General features: G+C 35.4%; 12 protein-coding genes. 10 read left to right on the forward strand and 2 right to left on the reverse strand.

Going from position 1 to position 15,552, the window contains the following annotated elements; genetic code table 11:
- Positions 1–57 precede the first annotated feature (57 nt).
- Positions 58–2,124: an NADPH-dependent 2,4-dienoyl-CoA reductase gene (locus KO509_RS15745; protein WP_215974219.1), complete on the forward strand. Its 2,067-nt coding sequence runs from the start codon at positions 58–60 to the stop codon at positions 2,122–2,124.
- 298 nt (positions 2,125–2,422) lie between these two features.
- Entirely contained in the window at positions 2,423–3,787 is a 1,365-nt protein-coding gene (gene pssA / locus KO509_RS15750; protein WP_252727644.1) for a CDP-diacylglycerol--serine O-phosphatidyltransferase, read from the forward strand.
- 17 nt (positions 3,788–3,804) lie between these two features.
- On the opposite strand, the gene KO509_RS15755 is transcribed toward pssA, so the two are convergent.
- On the reverse strand, positions 3,805–5,439 hold the full coding sequence (locus tag KO509_RS15755) for a hypothetical protein (RefSeq protein WP_215974220.1): 1,635 nt from the start codon (positions 5,437–5,439) through the stop codon (positions 3,805–3,807).
- Positions 5,440–5,666: 227 nt separating this feature from the next.
- Between KO509_RS15755 and KO509_RS15760 the strand changes: the two genes are divergently transcribed.
- The 8 genes from KO509_RS15760 (at position 5,667) to KO509_RS15795 (ending at position 14,618) form a co-directional block, all read left to right on the forward strand.
- Positions 5,667–6,062, forward strand: coding sequence for a thioesterase family protein (locus KO509_RS15760; protein ID WP_215974221.1), 396 nt, complete (start codon positions 5,667–5,669; stop codon positions 6,060–6,062).
- A gap of 190 nt (positions 6,063–6,252) precedes the next feature.
- Positions 6,253–6,924: a single-stranded DNA-binding protein gene (ssb, locus tag KO509_RS15765; RefSeq protein ID WP_215974222.1), complete on the forward strand. Its 672-nt coding sequence runs from the start codon at positions 6,253–6,255 to the stop codon at positions 6,922–6,924.
- Between the two features lie 94 nt (positions 6,925–7,018).
- Entirely contained in the window at positions 7,019–7,246 is a 228-nt protein-coding gene (locus KO509_RS15770; protein WP_215974223.1) for a glutaredoxin family protein, read from the forward strand.
- Between the two features lie 108 nt (positions 7,247–7,354).
- Entirely contained in the window at positions 7,355–9,301 is a 1,947-nt protein-coding gene (locus KO509_RS15775) for a diguanylate cyclase (RefSeq protein ID WP_215974224.1), read from the forward strand.
- Positions 9,291–10,481: a hypothetical protein gene (locus tag KO509_RS15780; protein WP_215974225.1), complete on the forward strand. Its 1,191-nt coding sequence runs from the start codon at positions 9,291–9,293 to the stop codon at positions 10,479–10,481. The genes KO509_RS15775 and KO509_RS15780 overlap by 11 nt, the downstream gene beginning before the upstream one ends.
- Positions 10,482–10,491: 10 nt before the next feature.
- Positions 10,492–12,654: a 5-histidylcysteine sulfoxide synthase gene (gene ovoA, locus KO509_RS15785; protein ID WP_215974226.1), complete on the forward strand. Its 2,163-nt coding sequence runs from the start codon at positions 10,492–10,494 to the stop codon at positions 12,652–12,654.
- A 198-nt stretch (positions 12,655–12,852) separates the two neighbouring features.
- A complete protein-coding gene (glnK, locus tag KO509_RS15790; RefSeq protein ID WP_159817380.1) occupies positions 12,853–13,191 on the forward strand; it encodes a P-II family nitrogen regulator in 339 nt (112 codons plus the stop codon).
- Positions 13,192–13,337: 146 nt separating this feature from the next.
- Positions 13,338–14,618 (forward strand): ammonium transporter, encoded by a 1,281-nt coding sequence (locus tag KO509_RS15795; protein ID WP_215974227.1) that lies wholly within the window; start codon positions 13,338–13,340, stop codon positions 14,616–14,618.
- 125 nt (positions 14,619–14,743) lie between these two features.
- Here KO509_RS15795 and KO509_RS15800 read toward each other — a convergent pair whose 3' ends face one another.
- Positions 14,744–15,517 carry a peptidylprolyl isomerase gene (locus KO509_RS15800; RefSeq protein ID WP_215974228.1) on the reverse strand — a complete coding sequence of 258 codons (774 nt, stop codon included), beginning with the start codon at positions 15,515–15,517 and terminating at the stop codon, positions 14,744–14,746.
- Positions 15,518–15,552: the final 35 nt, after the last annotated feature.

The raw sequence follows: 15,552 nt of genomic DNA on the forward strand, positions 1-15,552 counted from the left end.
TGAAGATGAGTAAATTAACAGCAACTATACTATCTGGTTTGACCAATAGGAAATAATATGACAGCACCAAATGAAATAAATAATTCATCTATAGAGCAGGCTTTTCCTCACTTATTAGCCCCTTTGGATTTAGGTTTTACTCAATTAGCTAACCGCACGTTAATGGGATCTATGCATACCGGGCTTGAAGAAGAGCGTGGGGGTTTTTCAAAATTAGCGGCTTTCTATGAAGAGCGTGCAAAAGGCGGTGTTGGGCTAATTGTTACAGGTGGTGTTAGCCCTAACAAGCGTGGCACAATTGCCCCTTTGGGCAGTGAATTAAGCCATTTTTGGCATGTAAATAAGCATAAAGAAGTGACAGCAGCGGTTCATAAATACCCAACAAAGATCTGTTTACAGTTATTACACACAGGTCGTTATGCTTATCATCCCTTTAGTGTAGCGCCGAGTAAAATTAAATCGCCAATCAATCCTTTTACTCCTAAAGCAATGTCTGATGGTCAGATTCGAAGCACGATAAAAGATTATGCTTACGCCGCTCATTTAGCTAATAAAGCTGGTTATGATGGTGTTGAAATAATGGGTAGTGAAGGTTATTTAATTAATCAATTTGCTTGTCTTCGTACTAATCAACGAGATGACGATTGGGGCGGTAGCATTGAAAACCGTATGCGCTTAGCCATTGAAACAATAAAAGCGGTGCGTGCAAAAGTAGGTGAAAATTTCATTATTATCTTCCGATTATCTATGCTGGATTTAGTTGAAGGTGGTAATACTTGGGATGAAGTAGTTTTAATGGCAAAAGCTGTTGAGAAAGCGGGGGCTACCTTAATCAATACCGGTATTGGCTGGCATGAAGCACGTATCCCTACGATAGTGACTTCTGTACCAAGAGCAGCGTTTACTTGGATTACTGAGCGAATGAAAAAAGAAGTATCGCTACCGTTAATAACTACAAACCGTATTAATACCCCTGAAGTGGCTGAAGAAATATTAGCAACAGGGCAGGCGGATATGGTGTCAATGGCAAGACCATTTTTAGCTGATGCAAACTTTGTTAATAAAGCAGCGGCCAATAAATCAGATGAAATTAACACCTGTATTGGTTGTAATCAAGCTTGTTTAGATCATGTGTTTCAACAAAAAAGAGCGTCATGTTTGGTAAACCCTAGAGCTTGTTATGAAACAGAAATAAATTTTGAACCCACAAATAATCGTAAAAAATTAGCTGTTATTGGCGCAGGGCCTGCAGGTTTAGCTTTTAGTGTTTATGCATCTGAGCGAGGGCATCAAGTTGAGTTATTTGACAAAATAAGTGAAATTGGCGGGCAGTTTAATGTTGCCAAACAAATTCCAGGTAAAGAAGAGTTTTATGAAACATTACGTTATTTTAATAAGCAACTTACATTACATAATATTCCGGTACATTTGAATCACGAACAAAGCGCAGAATCTCTATTATCGGCGGGCTTTGATGAAGTTGTTCTAGCGACAGGCATTAAACCTAGAAAATTAGATATTGAGGGCATTGATCATCCTAAAGTGCTGAGCTATTTACAAGTGTTGCGTGAGAAGATGCCTGTAGGAGAAAAGGTCGCAATTATTGGTGCTGGTGGCATTGGTTTTGATGTTGCTACTTACCTAGTGGAGTCGAACGAGTCACTGACAACTAACCTTGATGCGTGGTTAAAAAATTGGGGGGTCGATAAGAATTATCAAAGTTCGGGGGCATTATTAGAGCCGAGCGCAGCGTCTTCTGATAAACCAGAGAGACAAATTACGTTGTTACAGCGTAAAGCCACAAAAGTCGGTAAAGGTTTAGGGAAAACATCGGGTTGGGTACATCGTGCTAATTTAGTTAAACATGGTGTGAAAATGGTACCCGGTGTGAGTTATAAGTCGATAACTGATGAAGGATTAATTATCGAAGTAAATGGCGAAGAAACACTGCTTGATGTTGATAATATTATTATTTGTGCAGGACAAGAATCAAATCGTGATTTACAACAAGCGCTTGAAAATGGCGGCTTAAAAGTACACTTAATTGGTGGAGCTAATGTAGCCTCTGAACTTGATGCTAAGCGTGCTATTCGACAAGCTGCTGAATTAGCGATGATAATATAAGTTTTTCAATAGAAACAAGTCGTTGTTCATTGTTATTCCACCCTATATTTATATGCTATTTCTTTTGAAAGTCGGTAAGTAAAAAGGAATAGCAATGAATATTCTTTGTTGTGGCTTGCTTAAATGAGAGTATTAAAAACATACCTAAAGTATTTCATCAATGAGGCTGAAGTTATTCAGATGTTCAAAATATAGGGTGAACTGGTAAAAAACTGTTACAACTCGCTAATAGTTTATCGAGACAATTAGCAGAATTTATTTTAGAAAAATAAAAACTGACGTATACTGCTGAAAATGCATGTATAGTAAAGCCCCTCAACCTTTGACCTTTGAAATGAAAAATTTAGTGATCAGTAATTCCGATATTGAAATATTCTCTACTCCGAAACAATATAAACAACAACTATTATCATTAATTGCTAATGCTCATCGTCGTATATATATAACAGCACTTTATCTACAGGATGACGAGGCTGGCAGAGAAATATTGCATGCTTTGTACAAAGCTAAAGGAATTAGGCCTGAGCTAGAAGTTAATATTTTTGTCGATTTTCATCGAGGTCAACGAGGGTTAATTGGAGAAAAAGATAGTTTAGGTAATCGTGCTTTATATCTTGATTTAGCTGCACAATATGAGCAAAAAATTTCAATATACGGTATTGCTGTTAAGCGAAAAGAGCTATTTGGTGTTTTACACTTAAAAGGTATGGTTTTTGATGATAATCTTTTTTATACCGGTGCAAGTATTAATGACATATACATGCATCAAGGTGCTCGCTATCGTTTAGACAGATATTATCAAATTCAGTGTTCTTCATTAACGAACAGCTTTTGTCAGTATTTAAGTAATACTTTTATTCATTCAAATCTAGCGCCATTACTTAATGAGCCTGATTTACCGAGTTCTGTTGATCAAAAACGTAATATTTTAGCGTTAAAATTATTATTGAAAAAATCAGCTTACGCAATAGACTCCACGAGTACCAACAAAAATTCGGGAGTTATTAATAACCCTATATCAATAACTCCTTTAGTAGGATTTGGCAGAAGAAAAAATCACCTAAACAAAGTTATTCGCAAAACAATTCGTAATTCACAAAAGCAGTTATTAATTTTTACGCCTTATTTTAATTTACCTCCTGTGCTGGCAAAAGATGTTGTTAATGCATTAAAACGTGGTGTGAATATCACCTTAGTTGTTGGTGATAAAAAGGCTAATGATTTTTATATTGCTGATGAATCGGAGTTTAGTACTATTGGTATCGTTCCTTATATTTATGAAATGCTCTTAAAGCGCTTTGTTAAACGCTATCAAAACTATATTGAACAAGGGTTATTGAATATATATTTATGGCAACACGAAGATAATAGCTTTCATTTAAAGGGAATTATTAGTGATGAACGTTATCATTTATTAACAGGTAGTAACTTAAATCCACGGGCATGGACATTAGATCTTGAAAATGGCTTACTACTTGATGACCCATCACAAAGTTTAATGACAAAAGTTGCACCTGAGCTTGTTACTATTATGGAGCATACTCAAAAAATTAATCATTTTAGTGAGCTTGAAGCGGTAAGTGACTATCCAACAAAACCGAAGAAGTTACTGAATAAGATTCGCATCGCTCAACTTGATCGTGTTTTAAAGCGGTTCTTATAGATTATAATCAAGCTGGATTAAAAAGATTGTTTAGCTTCAATTCTAATTTCAAAAGTATCAATATTTGGGTTATCACTTTGAGGAAAAGCAAAGTCGACATGTATTACTTGTTGATTTCCTGCTGCATGTGGTGAATAAAACCTTGCTCCCATACCCACTGAATATAGCCAACCATTTTCAGCATTAGCTTCAATGCCTGCGACATCAATGTCACCAAAGGTTCGTGCGGTATCTAAAAATGCAGCACCAGCAAGATCAAATACCTTAAATAGATTGATTTTGGGATAATAACGTATTTCGTTGGTAAATTTCACACTATGCTCACCATGCTGATACTCTAAAGGAAAGCCTCTTAAACCAGAATCACCTCCAATACTAACAAGTTGGTCAAGATATTGATTATTACTGATTACATTGGTGTTGTTGAAGTAATATCCCCAGTTGTCATTGAAATTATAAAAGTATTCAGTATCAATATTCAGTAATAGTCGATCTTCACGTTGATGATATATGTCACCACTTAATTCTATATTGAGTAGCACCAGAGCATTATCATGTACTTCAAATCCTTTATGGATTTTTGCTTGAAATAGCGCCCAAGCATTATTTTCTCTTTCACCATCACTAATACCTAAACGAGAACTAAATTGCCAACCATGATTAAAATCTTCTATTTGTGTAATTAAATGAATATTTGTGAGTTTTTTAAAGTCTTTTTCTATGTAATCAAAACCGACCCAAGGGTAGATAAAATCACGATCTTGAGGTAATAAAAGTGAATGAGGGTTATCGTTTGCATTATCAGCATAATAAAATTTATGTTGTTCTTGTGTAACACCAATATGGTATCGTGCGAGCGCATTTTTATGGTTAAAGCCTAGCCAAGAATATTCGGCATTTTTATAGTTAAGGTCATGGGCAAATATCGCCAATTTATTATTATTTTGATAAATAGTGTCATTACGAGACTCTTCATCAAAGCCAATCATATAAGCATTGTTAGTATAAAAACTAGCAAAGTGCTTTTGTAAAAATATCGCTTGTTGAGTACCATCGTCATTGTCAGCAAAGTGTAATTTTAAATCAATATTCTTTTGGCTAAACAAGGGAATAGTGGTTCTTAGTTTATAGCCCTTACGTTGCGAGTTTCTATAAGTTTCGATTTCTGCATCTACGCCTAAGCCAGCAAGATTTCGCTCCTTAATACCAAAACTATAGGTACTTTCTCCTCCCTGACGACCAAAACTAACAGTTGGCATTAATGACCAATTATCCCAAGTAGTAATAGTGATATTTTCTACCGCTTCATCACTACTAACTTTAGCGGCACGTAAGTATTTTCTACTACGTAAATGTCGCTCTAACTCGGCCATATCAGCGATAGTTTTTGTACATTTATTGATAAAAAAAGCAGCTTCATTTTCTAATGTAAGTTGCTTCGTGGTTATATGAATTGCATTTGCCCAGCGATGTATAAAAAGGAAACCTTTTTCATTTTCATCAAAAATCGTTTGTGGATTAAAGATAATCTTTGGCTGTTCAAGGCCGCATTCTTCTATTTCGAGAATTTCGTTCTTGCTATTAGGTTCTTGTGCATAAGCCTTAGTTATATTACTAGTGAGTACCAAAGGAATGGTAGTGGTTATGATCAATAGTAAATATGAAAGTTTACTGTTAATAGGAATGATTAGAATCCTTCTGTATAGTCTAGTGAAATAATCACAAACAAGATAAACGAGCGTTTCAACGAATTTCAGTATAACTTAACTATTGTATTTAATTGATATGTTATTTAATCTTTTCTTTATTTTAGAAAATATACTTTAATCGATGTAAATTACTAGTCATTACAAACGACTATAACTAAAGAGAAATAATAATGTTCACAGAAAAGTTAATGCCACGTTTTAATGATACAGACGCACTTGGTCACATCAACAACACGACTATTCCTGTGTGGTTTGAAGGTGGCAGAGAGCCCATTTTTAGATTATTTATTCCAGATTTAGATCTATCAAAATGGAAATTAATTATTGCCAAAATTGAAGTGTCTTATCACGGTCAATTATTTTATGGGCAAGAGGTTGAAATACGTACTTTTATTGGTCGAATTGGAGGCTCTTCGTTTGATGCTTATCAAGAAGTTTGGCAACACGGTGAAAAATGTGCCTCTGGTAGTGCTTCAATGGTTCACTTTAATTACCAAACACAAGCCTCTGAAAAAATACCAGATGATATTCGTATTGAATTAGCAAAGCATTTATATCAACAATAGGCTTTACTTTTCGCTAATACGATATAAATCAACTAGCTAAAAATAAATAACGTTTTAAACGCAAAAAGCACTCGAATTTGATCGTATCTCACTATAGAATTACTCTCTTAATCAAATTTTTTAAACTCTAGAATAACTGTGTGTTAAGTACACAAATTGTTTTAGAAAAGCACAATCAATAGGATGTTTCATGGCGGGTGTAAATAAAGTAATTATTGTAGGTAACTTAGGTAAAGATCCTGAAGTGCGTTTTATGCCTAATGGTGGTGCGGTGGCAAATATCACTGTGGCAACATCTGACACATGGAAAGATAAGCAAACTGGTGAGCAAAAAGAAAAAACAGAATGGCACCGTGTTGTTATGTTCGGTAAATTAGCTGAAATTGCAGGCGAATACTTAAAAAAAGGATCAAAAGTTTATCTTGAAGGTTCATTGCAAACGCGTAAGTGGACTAATCCACAAGGACAAGATCAATATACTACTGAAATTGTATTACAAGGGTTTAATGGTGTAATGCAGATGTTAGACGGTAAACCGTCGGGTCAAAATACAGGTTTTCAGCAACAAGCACCTCAACAACAAGGTCAAGCTCAAAATACTGGTTTTCAGCAGCAAGCACCTCAGCAGCAAGGTGGTTATGCACCACAAGGGCAGCAACAGGCTCCACAACAAGCTTATAATAAACCAGCACAACAAGGTGGCTATCAGCAAGCTCAACAAGCGCCTCAACATCAAGGTGGTTATGCACCACAAGGTCAGCCACAAGGTGGCTTTGCTCCACAGGGACAACAACCTCAACAAGCACCTAAAGTGAATCCACAAGAGCCATCAATTGATTTTGATGATGATATACCGTTCTAGTTTCCCAAAAAATTAAATGTAAACTTTAAATCAAACAAGGCCCTGTTAATTCAGGGTTTTTTGTAATGTTTTTAATATATTTATAGGTAAGCCCATGAAACGTATTGTACTTTATACCATGGAAAAATGTCCGCATTGTCAAACCGCAAAACGCTATTTAGATGAGCAAAGGATCCCTTATCGTTTATGTAATGTGCAAACACCAAAAGGTCAAAAAGAGTTTTCTGCAATAGGCATGCGATCTGTGCCTGTATTAAAAATAGGCGATCAACTATTGAATGGCTTTTCGATCGCTAACTTTAATAAGCTATTTAAAAGTTAAGCAGTACCGCTAGTTATTAACTTTAACTTCATGTTAGGCTATATCTACTTATAATTCTGCTATTTACTGCTTGCGGTATATAAAATTTATTTTTAAGGATAAATTACCTTGCAGCTAGTTTTTCGATATGTTTTTCTGGTATTTGTTACCTGTTGTTTTTTTGTGGCTAATGCAGCGAAGTTAACAGATAGTTTGGCATTGCAAAATATAGAGCATGCCTTACATAAAGAACCATGGACAACATATCAATCATTACTGGAACAAGCTGATCAAATAGATGAAATGTCACCGAATTACAAACTTTGGTGGCTATTACGTAAAGCAGAGGCCGAAAATTTATTGTATTTCTTTGATAGGTTTGAGGCAACAGTTGAAGAGTCTCTTGCAGCTGTACATGAAAATACCCCCGCTAGAATACTTATTAACCTTGATATTTTTCGTGGTCTAATCCTTCAACGCGAAGGTCACTACCTTCGCTCACAAAAGTTATTGAAAAAAGCGCAAGAATCCGCACTAGCAAATGATTATATTGCTTTAGCTGTGCAAGCTAAACAAGAACTGGCGTATACCCTTAGCTTAACTGGCGTTTATGAATTGCCATTAACTGAATTACAACAGGCTTATATGGAAGCCTTTATGTTAAATAATGAGTTCTTAATTGCTAGAATTAATGAGGTCTATGGTGCCATTTATGGTTATATGCATGATTATGCTAAATCAATCGAGTATTACCATAAAGCATTAATAAGTTATCAACAATTAGCGTATCCATATTATGAAGGTGAGGCTGTATACGGTTTAGCGGTCACTTATCGTTATTGGGGGAAATATGAATTGGCAATCGAGTACTATAAACGGTATCGAAAAATAATTGAATTTAGCCCCAACAATATTAATGGTAAATTTTTTGCGGCTTATGGCATTGCCATGAGTGAAGCGAGTCGAGGAAGTTGTGAGCAAGCATTAAGGTCTATTAATTATGCTGTAAGTATTGAAGGATTAAGTGATTACAAAGCTGAATTATACAAAAGGAAATCGGAATGTTTGATTACAGAAGGTAAGTTAGATGAGGCAAAAATAGCGTTAAATAAAGCAGAAGAAATATTTTACTCGCTACCCGAATTACTTGGAACTCGCTGGCAAATAGAAACATTAAAAATTGAGGCTAAATTAGCAGAGGCTCAAGGTAATCATAAAGAGGCATACAAACTATTGGAACAATTTAATGAAAATGAAATTGAATTGTTAAAAGAAAATATGTCTGATCGGCTATTACATGTCAGAGCAACACTAGAAGCAGATCGGCAAAATGTAGAAATATCACTATTGCAACAACGTACTAAAGTACAGCAGTTGGAATTTGAACAACAGAAACAAGCTAATACGTTACAAGTATATGTGATTTTTTTTGTCGCTACCCTAGTTTTAATTATGCTGTTTTTCACTTATTTTCAATGGCACCACAATAAAAAATTAAAACAGTTATCGATTAGAGATCCGCTGTCTAATTCATTCAATCGCCGATATGTATTTAATTTTCTACATAAATTAATTGATGCTAACTACGATGAAAAAAATACTATTTCAATTATGGTGATAGATATAGATGATTTTAAGCGCGTAAATGATTTATATGGGCATCCTTTTGGAGATGAAGTAATTCGCCAAGTAGCAAACATAGGTGCTAATATTTTAAGAAAAGAAGATGTAATTGGTCGTGTCGGTGGTGAAGAGTTTCTTTGTGTTTTGCCAAGGATTGATGCTGTACAAAGTTTGCATATTGCGCAGCGTTTTGTAAACACTGTTAATCAGCACGAGTTCATTACTGAAAGCAATAATGGTGGTATTCAAAAAATTCAAGTGAGCGTAAGCATAGGTTTAGCAACAACCTCTAAAAAGGTTAACACGAGTACTGAGCTTTATTTGCAAGCAGATAAAGCGCTTTATCACGCAAAGCGTAGTGGTAAAAACCGTGCTATACAATATCAAGAGTCCATGCAATATATGAATAACAGCAAAAAAAATTACGAAATTCCTACATTTGATGAGAAATAATTACTTAAGTCAATCAGTCACATCACCCTCTTTTTTAGCGTCTGTACCTTTATTCAATTGTGCCATCACGTTACTGCAAGACTATATAAAACAGTTAGGTTATCAGCCTCAAATTCATTTTGAACTTGAGGGGTGCTATCAAGTAAATAATGTAAAAAGTCGTACACAAAAGTTAAACTTTGATCTTATTAATCAATATTTACGTAGTGTAGATATAGACGGTGAAATTGTCAGTGAATATTGGCGAAACCAATGGGAGTACGTTTCTTTATTTAATGGCCAAAGTCCGCTAAAAGAAGCAATGAATTTGCATCAAATGCTTATTCAGTTGCCACAAATATTTCAACGGTTGTATGGTCAACATGGTGTTATTAATACGTTAATTGAACCGGTAGTTTGGTCTGGTGACCAAGGTAAGTTAGCAACCGGTTCTAGTCAAATTTTTACCGATGACACGAGAGCTGTTCATATCCCTAATGCTATTCAACTTAATGCTAGCGTGCTTAATAAGCAAGGCATGAACCTTATTGCAGAAAAAAACTTTGGTGAATACTTACAGTTTTGTTTTTTACGTACTAGCTTTGAATGTTCTTTATTATATTTACCGGAAGAAGCTGCTTTTGAACGCTTATTACTGAAAAGTTATTACGGTTTAGCTCAAGAGTTATGTTCACCAATCGATATTTCAGGGGGGCATCAAGGAAGTATCGCTTTATATCAAAAGCTGGGGAAGCATAATCAGAATATGGGGGAAGAGCCTTTGCTGTTTGACAGATATAACAAGGTTATTTCTGTACAGCAAAACTGGCAGAAAACGGCTAGAATTGAACATAGATTAGGTGCTTCCAGCCTTTATTATAATCCCTATGTCAATGTGATATATGGCTTATTAAATATTGTAGATGCTATTGAAGCTTACGAAAATGATAAGTGCTTATCTGTGCCGAGGTTTGTCTCAAGCACTTTACCTAAGTCATTATTTACTCATAACGATGATATCGTTTCTCTTGGCGCTATCGATATATTTACTGCAAGTTCATGGTTTAGCGAAAGTTTAAATACAGTCCAAGAAAAATACAGTAAAACTAATTCAACACTCGTACTTGAAAGCCCAATGTTGCTGGGTAATAAAATTAAGCAAATAATATTAAATACTTATCAAGTAAATATAACAAAATAAGAAATGATTTATGGAAATAAAACCTATAAAGGCTCCTTCATTAAATGGCACTGATGTTAAGGCTAAAAAGCAAGAGCTTAAAAACTATTTCAGACAAACATGGACAGAATATGAGTCACTATTTTCTCTGATAAATAGTGATAGTGCTTATTTTTTAAGGCCAGAGCCTCTTCGTCACCCGTTAATTTTTTATTATGGACACACGGCTAGTTTTTATATTAATAAGCTTATGCTAGGTAAGTTTATTGCAACACGTATTAATGATCGCATAGAAGCTATTTGTGCGGTTGGTGTTGATGAGATGAGTTGGGATGATTTAAACGATGAGCATTATGATTGGCCGACAGTTGCTGAAGTTAAATGTTATCGAGATCAAGTTGCAATCCTGATTGAAAATCTTATTGATGATATGGAGTTATCGTTGCCGATAACAAAAAATTCACTTGCGTGGATTATTCTGATGGGTTGTGAACATGAGCGAATTCATATTGAAACATCATCCGTTATTATGCGTATGCTACCTTTGCAATACCTTAGTGAGAGTGAAGACTGGCCTACCTGTAAAAAGAGTGCTGATGCGCCCGAAAATAGATTAGTATCGATCAAAGGTAGGCTCGTCGAGTTTGGTAAACCTAAAAGTGATGACTCATTCGGATGGGATAATGAATATGGCTATAACACCCTCAATTTAGATGACTTTAAGGTTTCTAAATACTTAGTGTCTAATCAAGAGTATCTAGCATTTGTTAATGCTGGAGGATACCAAAACCTAACATTTTGGACAGAAGAAGGGCAACAATGGTTACGTTTTTCTAAAGCGAGTAAGCCCTATTTTTGGGTAGAAAAGAGAAGTGAAACTAATGAGAAGTTATATTGGCAACGTAATTTACTGAATGAAATCCCGTTACCTTTAAATTGGCCAGTAGAAGTTAATTACTTAGAAGCTAAAGCTTTTTGTCAATGGAAAAACAGCCAGGTTGCCGATACTGAAAGCCAATATATACGCTTACTTACTGAAGCTGAATGGTTATGCTTACGTGATAAAGTTGATGGTGATTTAGCTTCTTGGGAGCAAACACCGGGCAATTTAAACCGTGAACATTATGCATCTTCTTGTCCTATAGATGAATTTGAGCATGATGGCGTATTTGATGTAATTGGAAATGTTTGGCAATGGACTGAATCAACTATTGATGGCTTTGAAGGTTTTGAAGTTCATCCATTATATGATGACTTTTCTACACCGACCTTTGATGGTAAGCATAATTTAATTAAAGGTGGTTCTTGGATTTCTACAGGAAACGAAGCTCAAAAATATTCTCGTTATGCATTTAGACGGCACTTTTTTCAACATGCTGGCTTTCGTTATGTGCAAAGCAATAATAAAAGAATACCAAATCTTGATGCTAACCATTATGAAACTGACCGTGATATTTGCCAGCAACTCCATGCTCAATATTCGTTGAAAGCGGAATCATTTATTAATGAAACTTTTAATGCACCCATTAAAAATTATAGCCAACAAATATCTGACTATATTCTAGGCGCTATGGAAAAATATAATATAGCCGCCGATAAATGTTTGGATTTAGGTTGTAGTGTGGGCAGAAGTAGTTTTATTTTAGCCCAGTATTTTAATCAAGTGGATAGCGTTGATTTTTCTGCGCGTTATATACGTCATGGTGTTAGCTTGCAACAAGGAAACGCCGTTCGCTATTGCTTAGAAAATGAAGGGGATATAGTTGATTATTATGAGGTTAGTTTAAAGTCGCTTGGCTTACCTTCTCACAATAATATACATTTTAGCCAAGGAGACGCGGGTAACCTAAAAAGTGGTTTTGATAACTATGATATTATTTTAGCTCAACAGGTACTCGAGAGTAGTTATAATCCGCGTCAATTTTTACAAACAGCTCATCAACGCATAAAAAGCCAAGGTTTGCTTGTGATTGTTTCTGATTATTACTTTGGTGAACATCATACCGCAAAGAATAACTGGTTAGGAGGAGTAAAAGTTAATGGTGAAAATGTGACTGGCTTTGACGGATTGTCGGAGCAATTAGCGCCTCATTTTAACTTAGTTGCCCAACAAGAACTAACGCGGGTGATTCAAGTCAATCAACGTAATTTTATTTTAAAGCGTCCTCAATTAAGTATTTGGCAGTTAAAGTAACTCATTAATACTCCTCTTCTTATCTTTTGCACCAAATATAATCTCAGCAGATAATTGCTGTGCAATTTTGGTGCAACGTTTAATGTTTCTAAGTGTAACAAAAACACAAATTGTTGATATTGTTCGTTTAATTTTTATGGCACATGAATTGAATTATATAGTTCAATATTAACTAAAATTAAAAATAAGAGGTCTACAGTGAAAATAGTTAACGCAATAATTAAACCGTTCAAACTCGATGATGTTCGTGAAGCCATCTCTGAAATCGGTGTTGAAGGGATAACTGTTAGTGAAGTGAAAGGTTTTGGCCGTCAAAAAGGACATACAGAATTATATCGTGGTGCAGAATATCAAGTAGATTTCTTACCAAAAGTTAAACTTGAAATTGCTGTTAATGACGACATAGTTGAACGCTTAGTTGAAGCAATTAGTAAAGCAGCGTACACAGGTAAAATTGGCGATGGCAAAATTTTTGTCTATAACCTTGAACAAGCCATTCGCATTCGTACAGGTGAGCAGGATTCAGAGGCTATTTAATCTGTATTCATATTGCTTGCTGTAAAGCTAGGTAATGAATTCACATTAGTAGACTTAAATACTTCGGCTTTGTGTTTTCATTCAAATTTAATCTTACAGCTCATACCTGACCAATTACTGTTACAAAAATTATTATAGGATCAATTATGGAACAAAATATTTTTCAACTTCAATATGCTATGGATACATTCTATTTCTTAGTTTGTGGTGCCTTAGTAATGTGGATGGCTGCTGGCTTTTCAATGTTAGAAGCAGGTTTAGTTAGATCTAAAAACACAACTGAAATTTTAACTAAAAACGTTGCTTTGTATGCTATTGCTTGTGTTATGTACCTAGTAGTAGGTTACGATATTATGTATGGCGGCGGTGTTTTCTTAAGTGGTATTGGCCTTGATGGTGCTGCTGATGCAGACGCTTTAGTTAGTACGGTATTAGCTGAATCTGCCGAAGCGGGTTTCGATGGCGGTGCGGTTTATGCAAATGCAGCTGACTTTTTCTTCCAAGTAGTATTTGTAGCAACAGCTATGTCTATTGTTTCAGGTGCTGTAGCTGAACGTATGAAATTATGGGCATTTTTAGCTTTCACAGTTATCTTAACTGGTTTTATCTACCCAATGGAAGGTAGCTGGACTTGGAATGGTGATGCTGTATTTGGTTTATATACATTAGGTGACCTAGGTTTCTCTGATTTTGCTGGTTCAGGTATTGTTCATATGGCTGGTGCTTCTGCTGCTTTAGCAGGTGTTTTATTACTTGGTGCACGTAAAGGTAAATATACTAAAGATGGAAAAATAAACGCTATCCCGGGTGCTAATTTACCAATGGCTACCTTAGGTACATTTATCTTATGGATGGGTTGGTTTGGTTTTAATGGTGGTTCTGTATTAAAGCTTGCTGATATTAACAGTGCTAACTCAGTAGCTTTGGTGTTTTTAAATACTAATGCCGCGGCAGCAGCAGGTGCAGTTGCAGCATTAATCTTCGCTAAAATCTTATTTAAGAAAGCTGATTTAACCATGACATTAAATGGTGCACTAGCAGGTCTAGTTGCTATTACAGCAGAACCTTCAACACCAACACCATTACAAGCAACAATATTTGGCGCAATTGGTGGTATTATTGTTGTTCTTTCAGTTATTGCTTTAGATAAAGCTAAGATTGATGATCCAGTAGGTGCTATATCGGTTCATGGTGTTGTAGGTTTCTTTGGCCTAATGATTGTTCCAATTACTAATTCAGGTTCTAGCTTTAGTGGTCAGTTAATTGGTGCAGCAACTATCTTTGTTTGGGTATTTGTAACTAGCTTTGTAGTTTGGTTCGCATTGAAGAAAATTATTGGACTTCGTGTAACTGAAGAAGAAGAATATGAAGGTGTTGACCAAGCTGAATGTGGTATGGAAGCTTACCCAGAATTCACTCGAGGTTAATATTAATATACTGATATTAGCACTCTAAGATTGGTATATGTTAAAGTAATAACTGAATATTATTACTAAAAAAAGCAGCGATTTCGCTGCTTTTTTTTTGTCTTGTTCGGAATGACTTTAATTTTCTATGAATATCTTCTTATTAACAAAGGAATTAAGCTCAGCAGAATAAACCAAGCAAAAGTACCGCCACCACTACTATCATTATCAGGCGTAGGTGTTGGTTCAGTAGGTGCTGTGATTAGCGTGTTTCTAACAGGAGATAAATCACCATCAGTTACTTCAGCGGAGTCGACAATAACAATTTGTTCAACAATCACAAAGTTTTCTATACCAGGCGTTGCTAAATCACTACATTGTTGATCATCCGCAATAACCATTGGTATGCCTTCTAAATTTGCAGAATTACATAAAGTAAGTTGAGCTATGTTATCAATGGTTGTCATACCATCACCAATAACTTGGCCAAAAACAGTAAAGCCACTATTTTGTAAGTCTAGGTTGCTAGCGTTATCAGCTAAATTGAAGAACCATTGATCTGTTGCACTGTCAGGATCTCCGCCAAGCTTAGCCATGGCAATAGTGCCTCTGACATTAGAATATATTGGCTCGTTAATCACTGCCGGGTTTGTTTCGATTCGAGTTAGCGGAAAATTACCTTCGAATGTATATCCACCGCCTTGTACAACAAAGTTGGATGAAACACGGTGTACTACTGAATTAGTATAATGCTGCTCTTCAACATATTGAAGAAAGTTATTAACTGTTTTAGGGGTACTACTATCGAATAAATTAACTTGAAAATTTCCTTGTGAGGTTTGAAACTCAACAATTGTCGCATTTACAAGTGTGGTAAAACTAATGGATAACAATATGGTATAAATAAATTTTTTAAACATGATATACAGCCTATATAAGAAACATTGCTGCATCA

The sequence above is a fragment of the Colwellia sp. C2M11 genome (genome assembly GCF_018860915.1).
In the GTDB taxonomy this organism is placed as follows: Bacteria; Pseudomonadota; Gammaproteobacteria; order Enterobacterales; family Alteromonadaceae; genus Colwellia.

Bases quoted from the DNA above. Each gene is read 5' to 3' on its own strand.
- KO509_RS15795 (WP_215974227.1), top strand. From the start codon at position 13,338: ATGGAACAAAATATTTTTCAACTTCAATATGCTATGGATACATTCTAT.
- KO509_RS15780 (WP_215974225.1), top strand. From the start codon at position 9,291: ATGAGAAATAATTACTTAAGTCAATCAGTCACATCACCCTCTTTTTTA.
- KO509_RS15770 (WP_215974223.1), top strand. From the start codon at position 7,019: ATGAAACGTATTGTACTTTATACCATGGAAAAATGTCCGCATTGTCAA.
- ssb (WP_215974222.1), top strand. From the start codon at position 6,253: ATGGCGGGTGTAAATAAAGTAATTATTGTAGGTAACTTAGGTAAAGAT.
- pssA (WP_252727644.1), top strand. From the start codon at position 2,423: ATGTATAGTAAAGCCCCTCAACCTTTGACCTTTGAAATGAAAAATTTA.
- ovoA (WP_215974226.1), top strand. From the start codon at position 10,492: ATGGAAATAAAACCTATAAAGGCTCCTTCATTAAATGGCACTGATGTT.
- KO509_RS15800 (WP_215974228.1), bottom strand. From the start codon at position 15,517: ATGTTTAAAAAATTTATTTATACCATATTGTTATCCATTAGTTTTACC.
- KO509_RS15760 (WP_215974221.1), top strand. From the start codon at position 5,667: ATGTTCACAGAAAAGTTAATGCCACGTTTTAATGATACAGACGCACTT.
- KO509_RS15745 (WP_215974219.1), top strand. From the start codon at position 58: ATGACAGCACCAAATGAAATAAATAATTCATCTATAGAGCAGGCTTTT.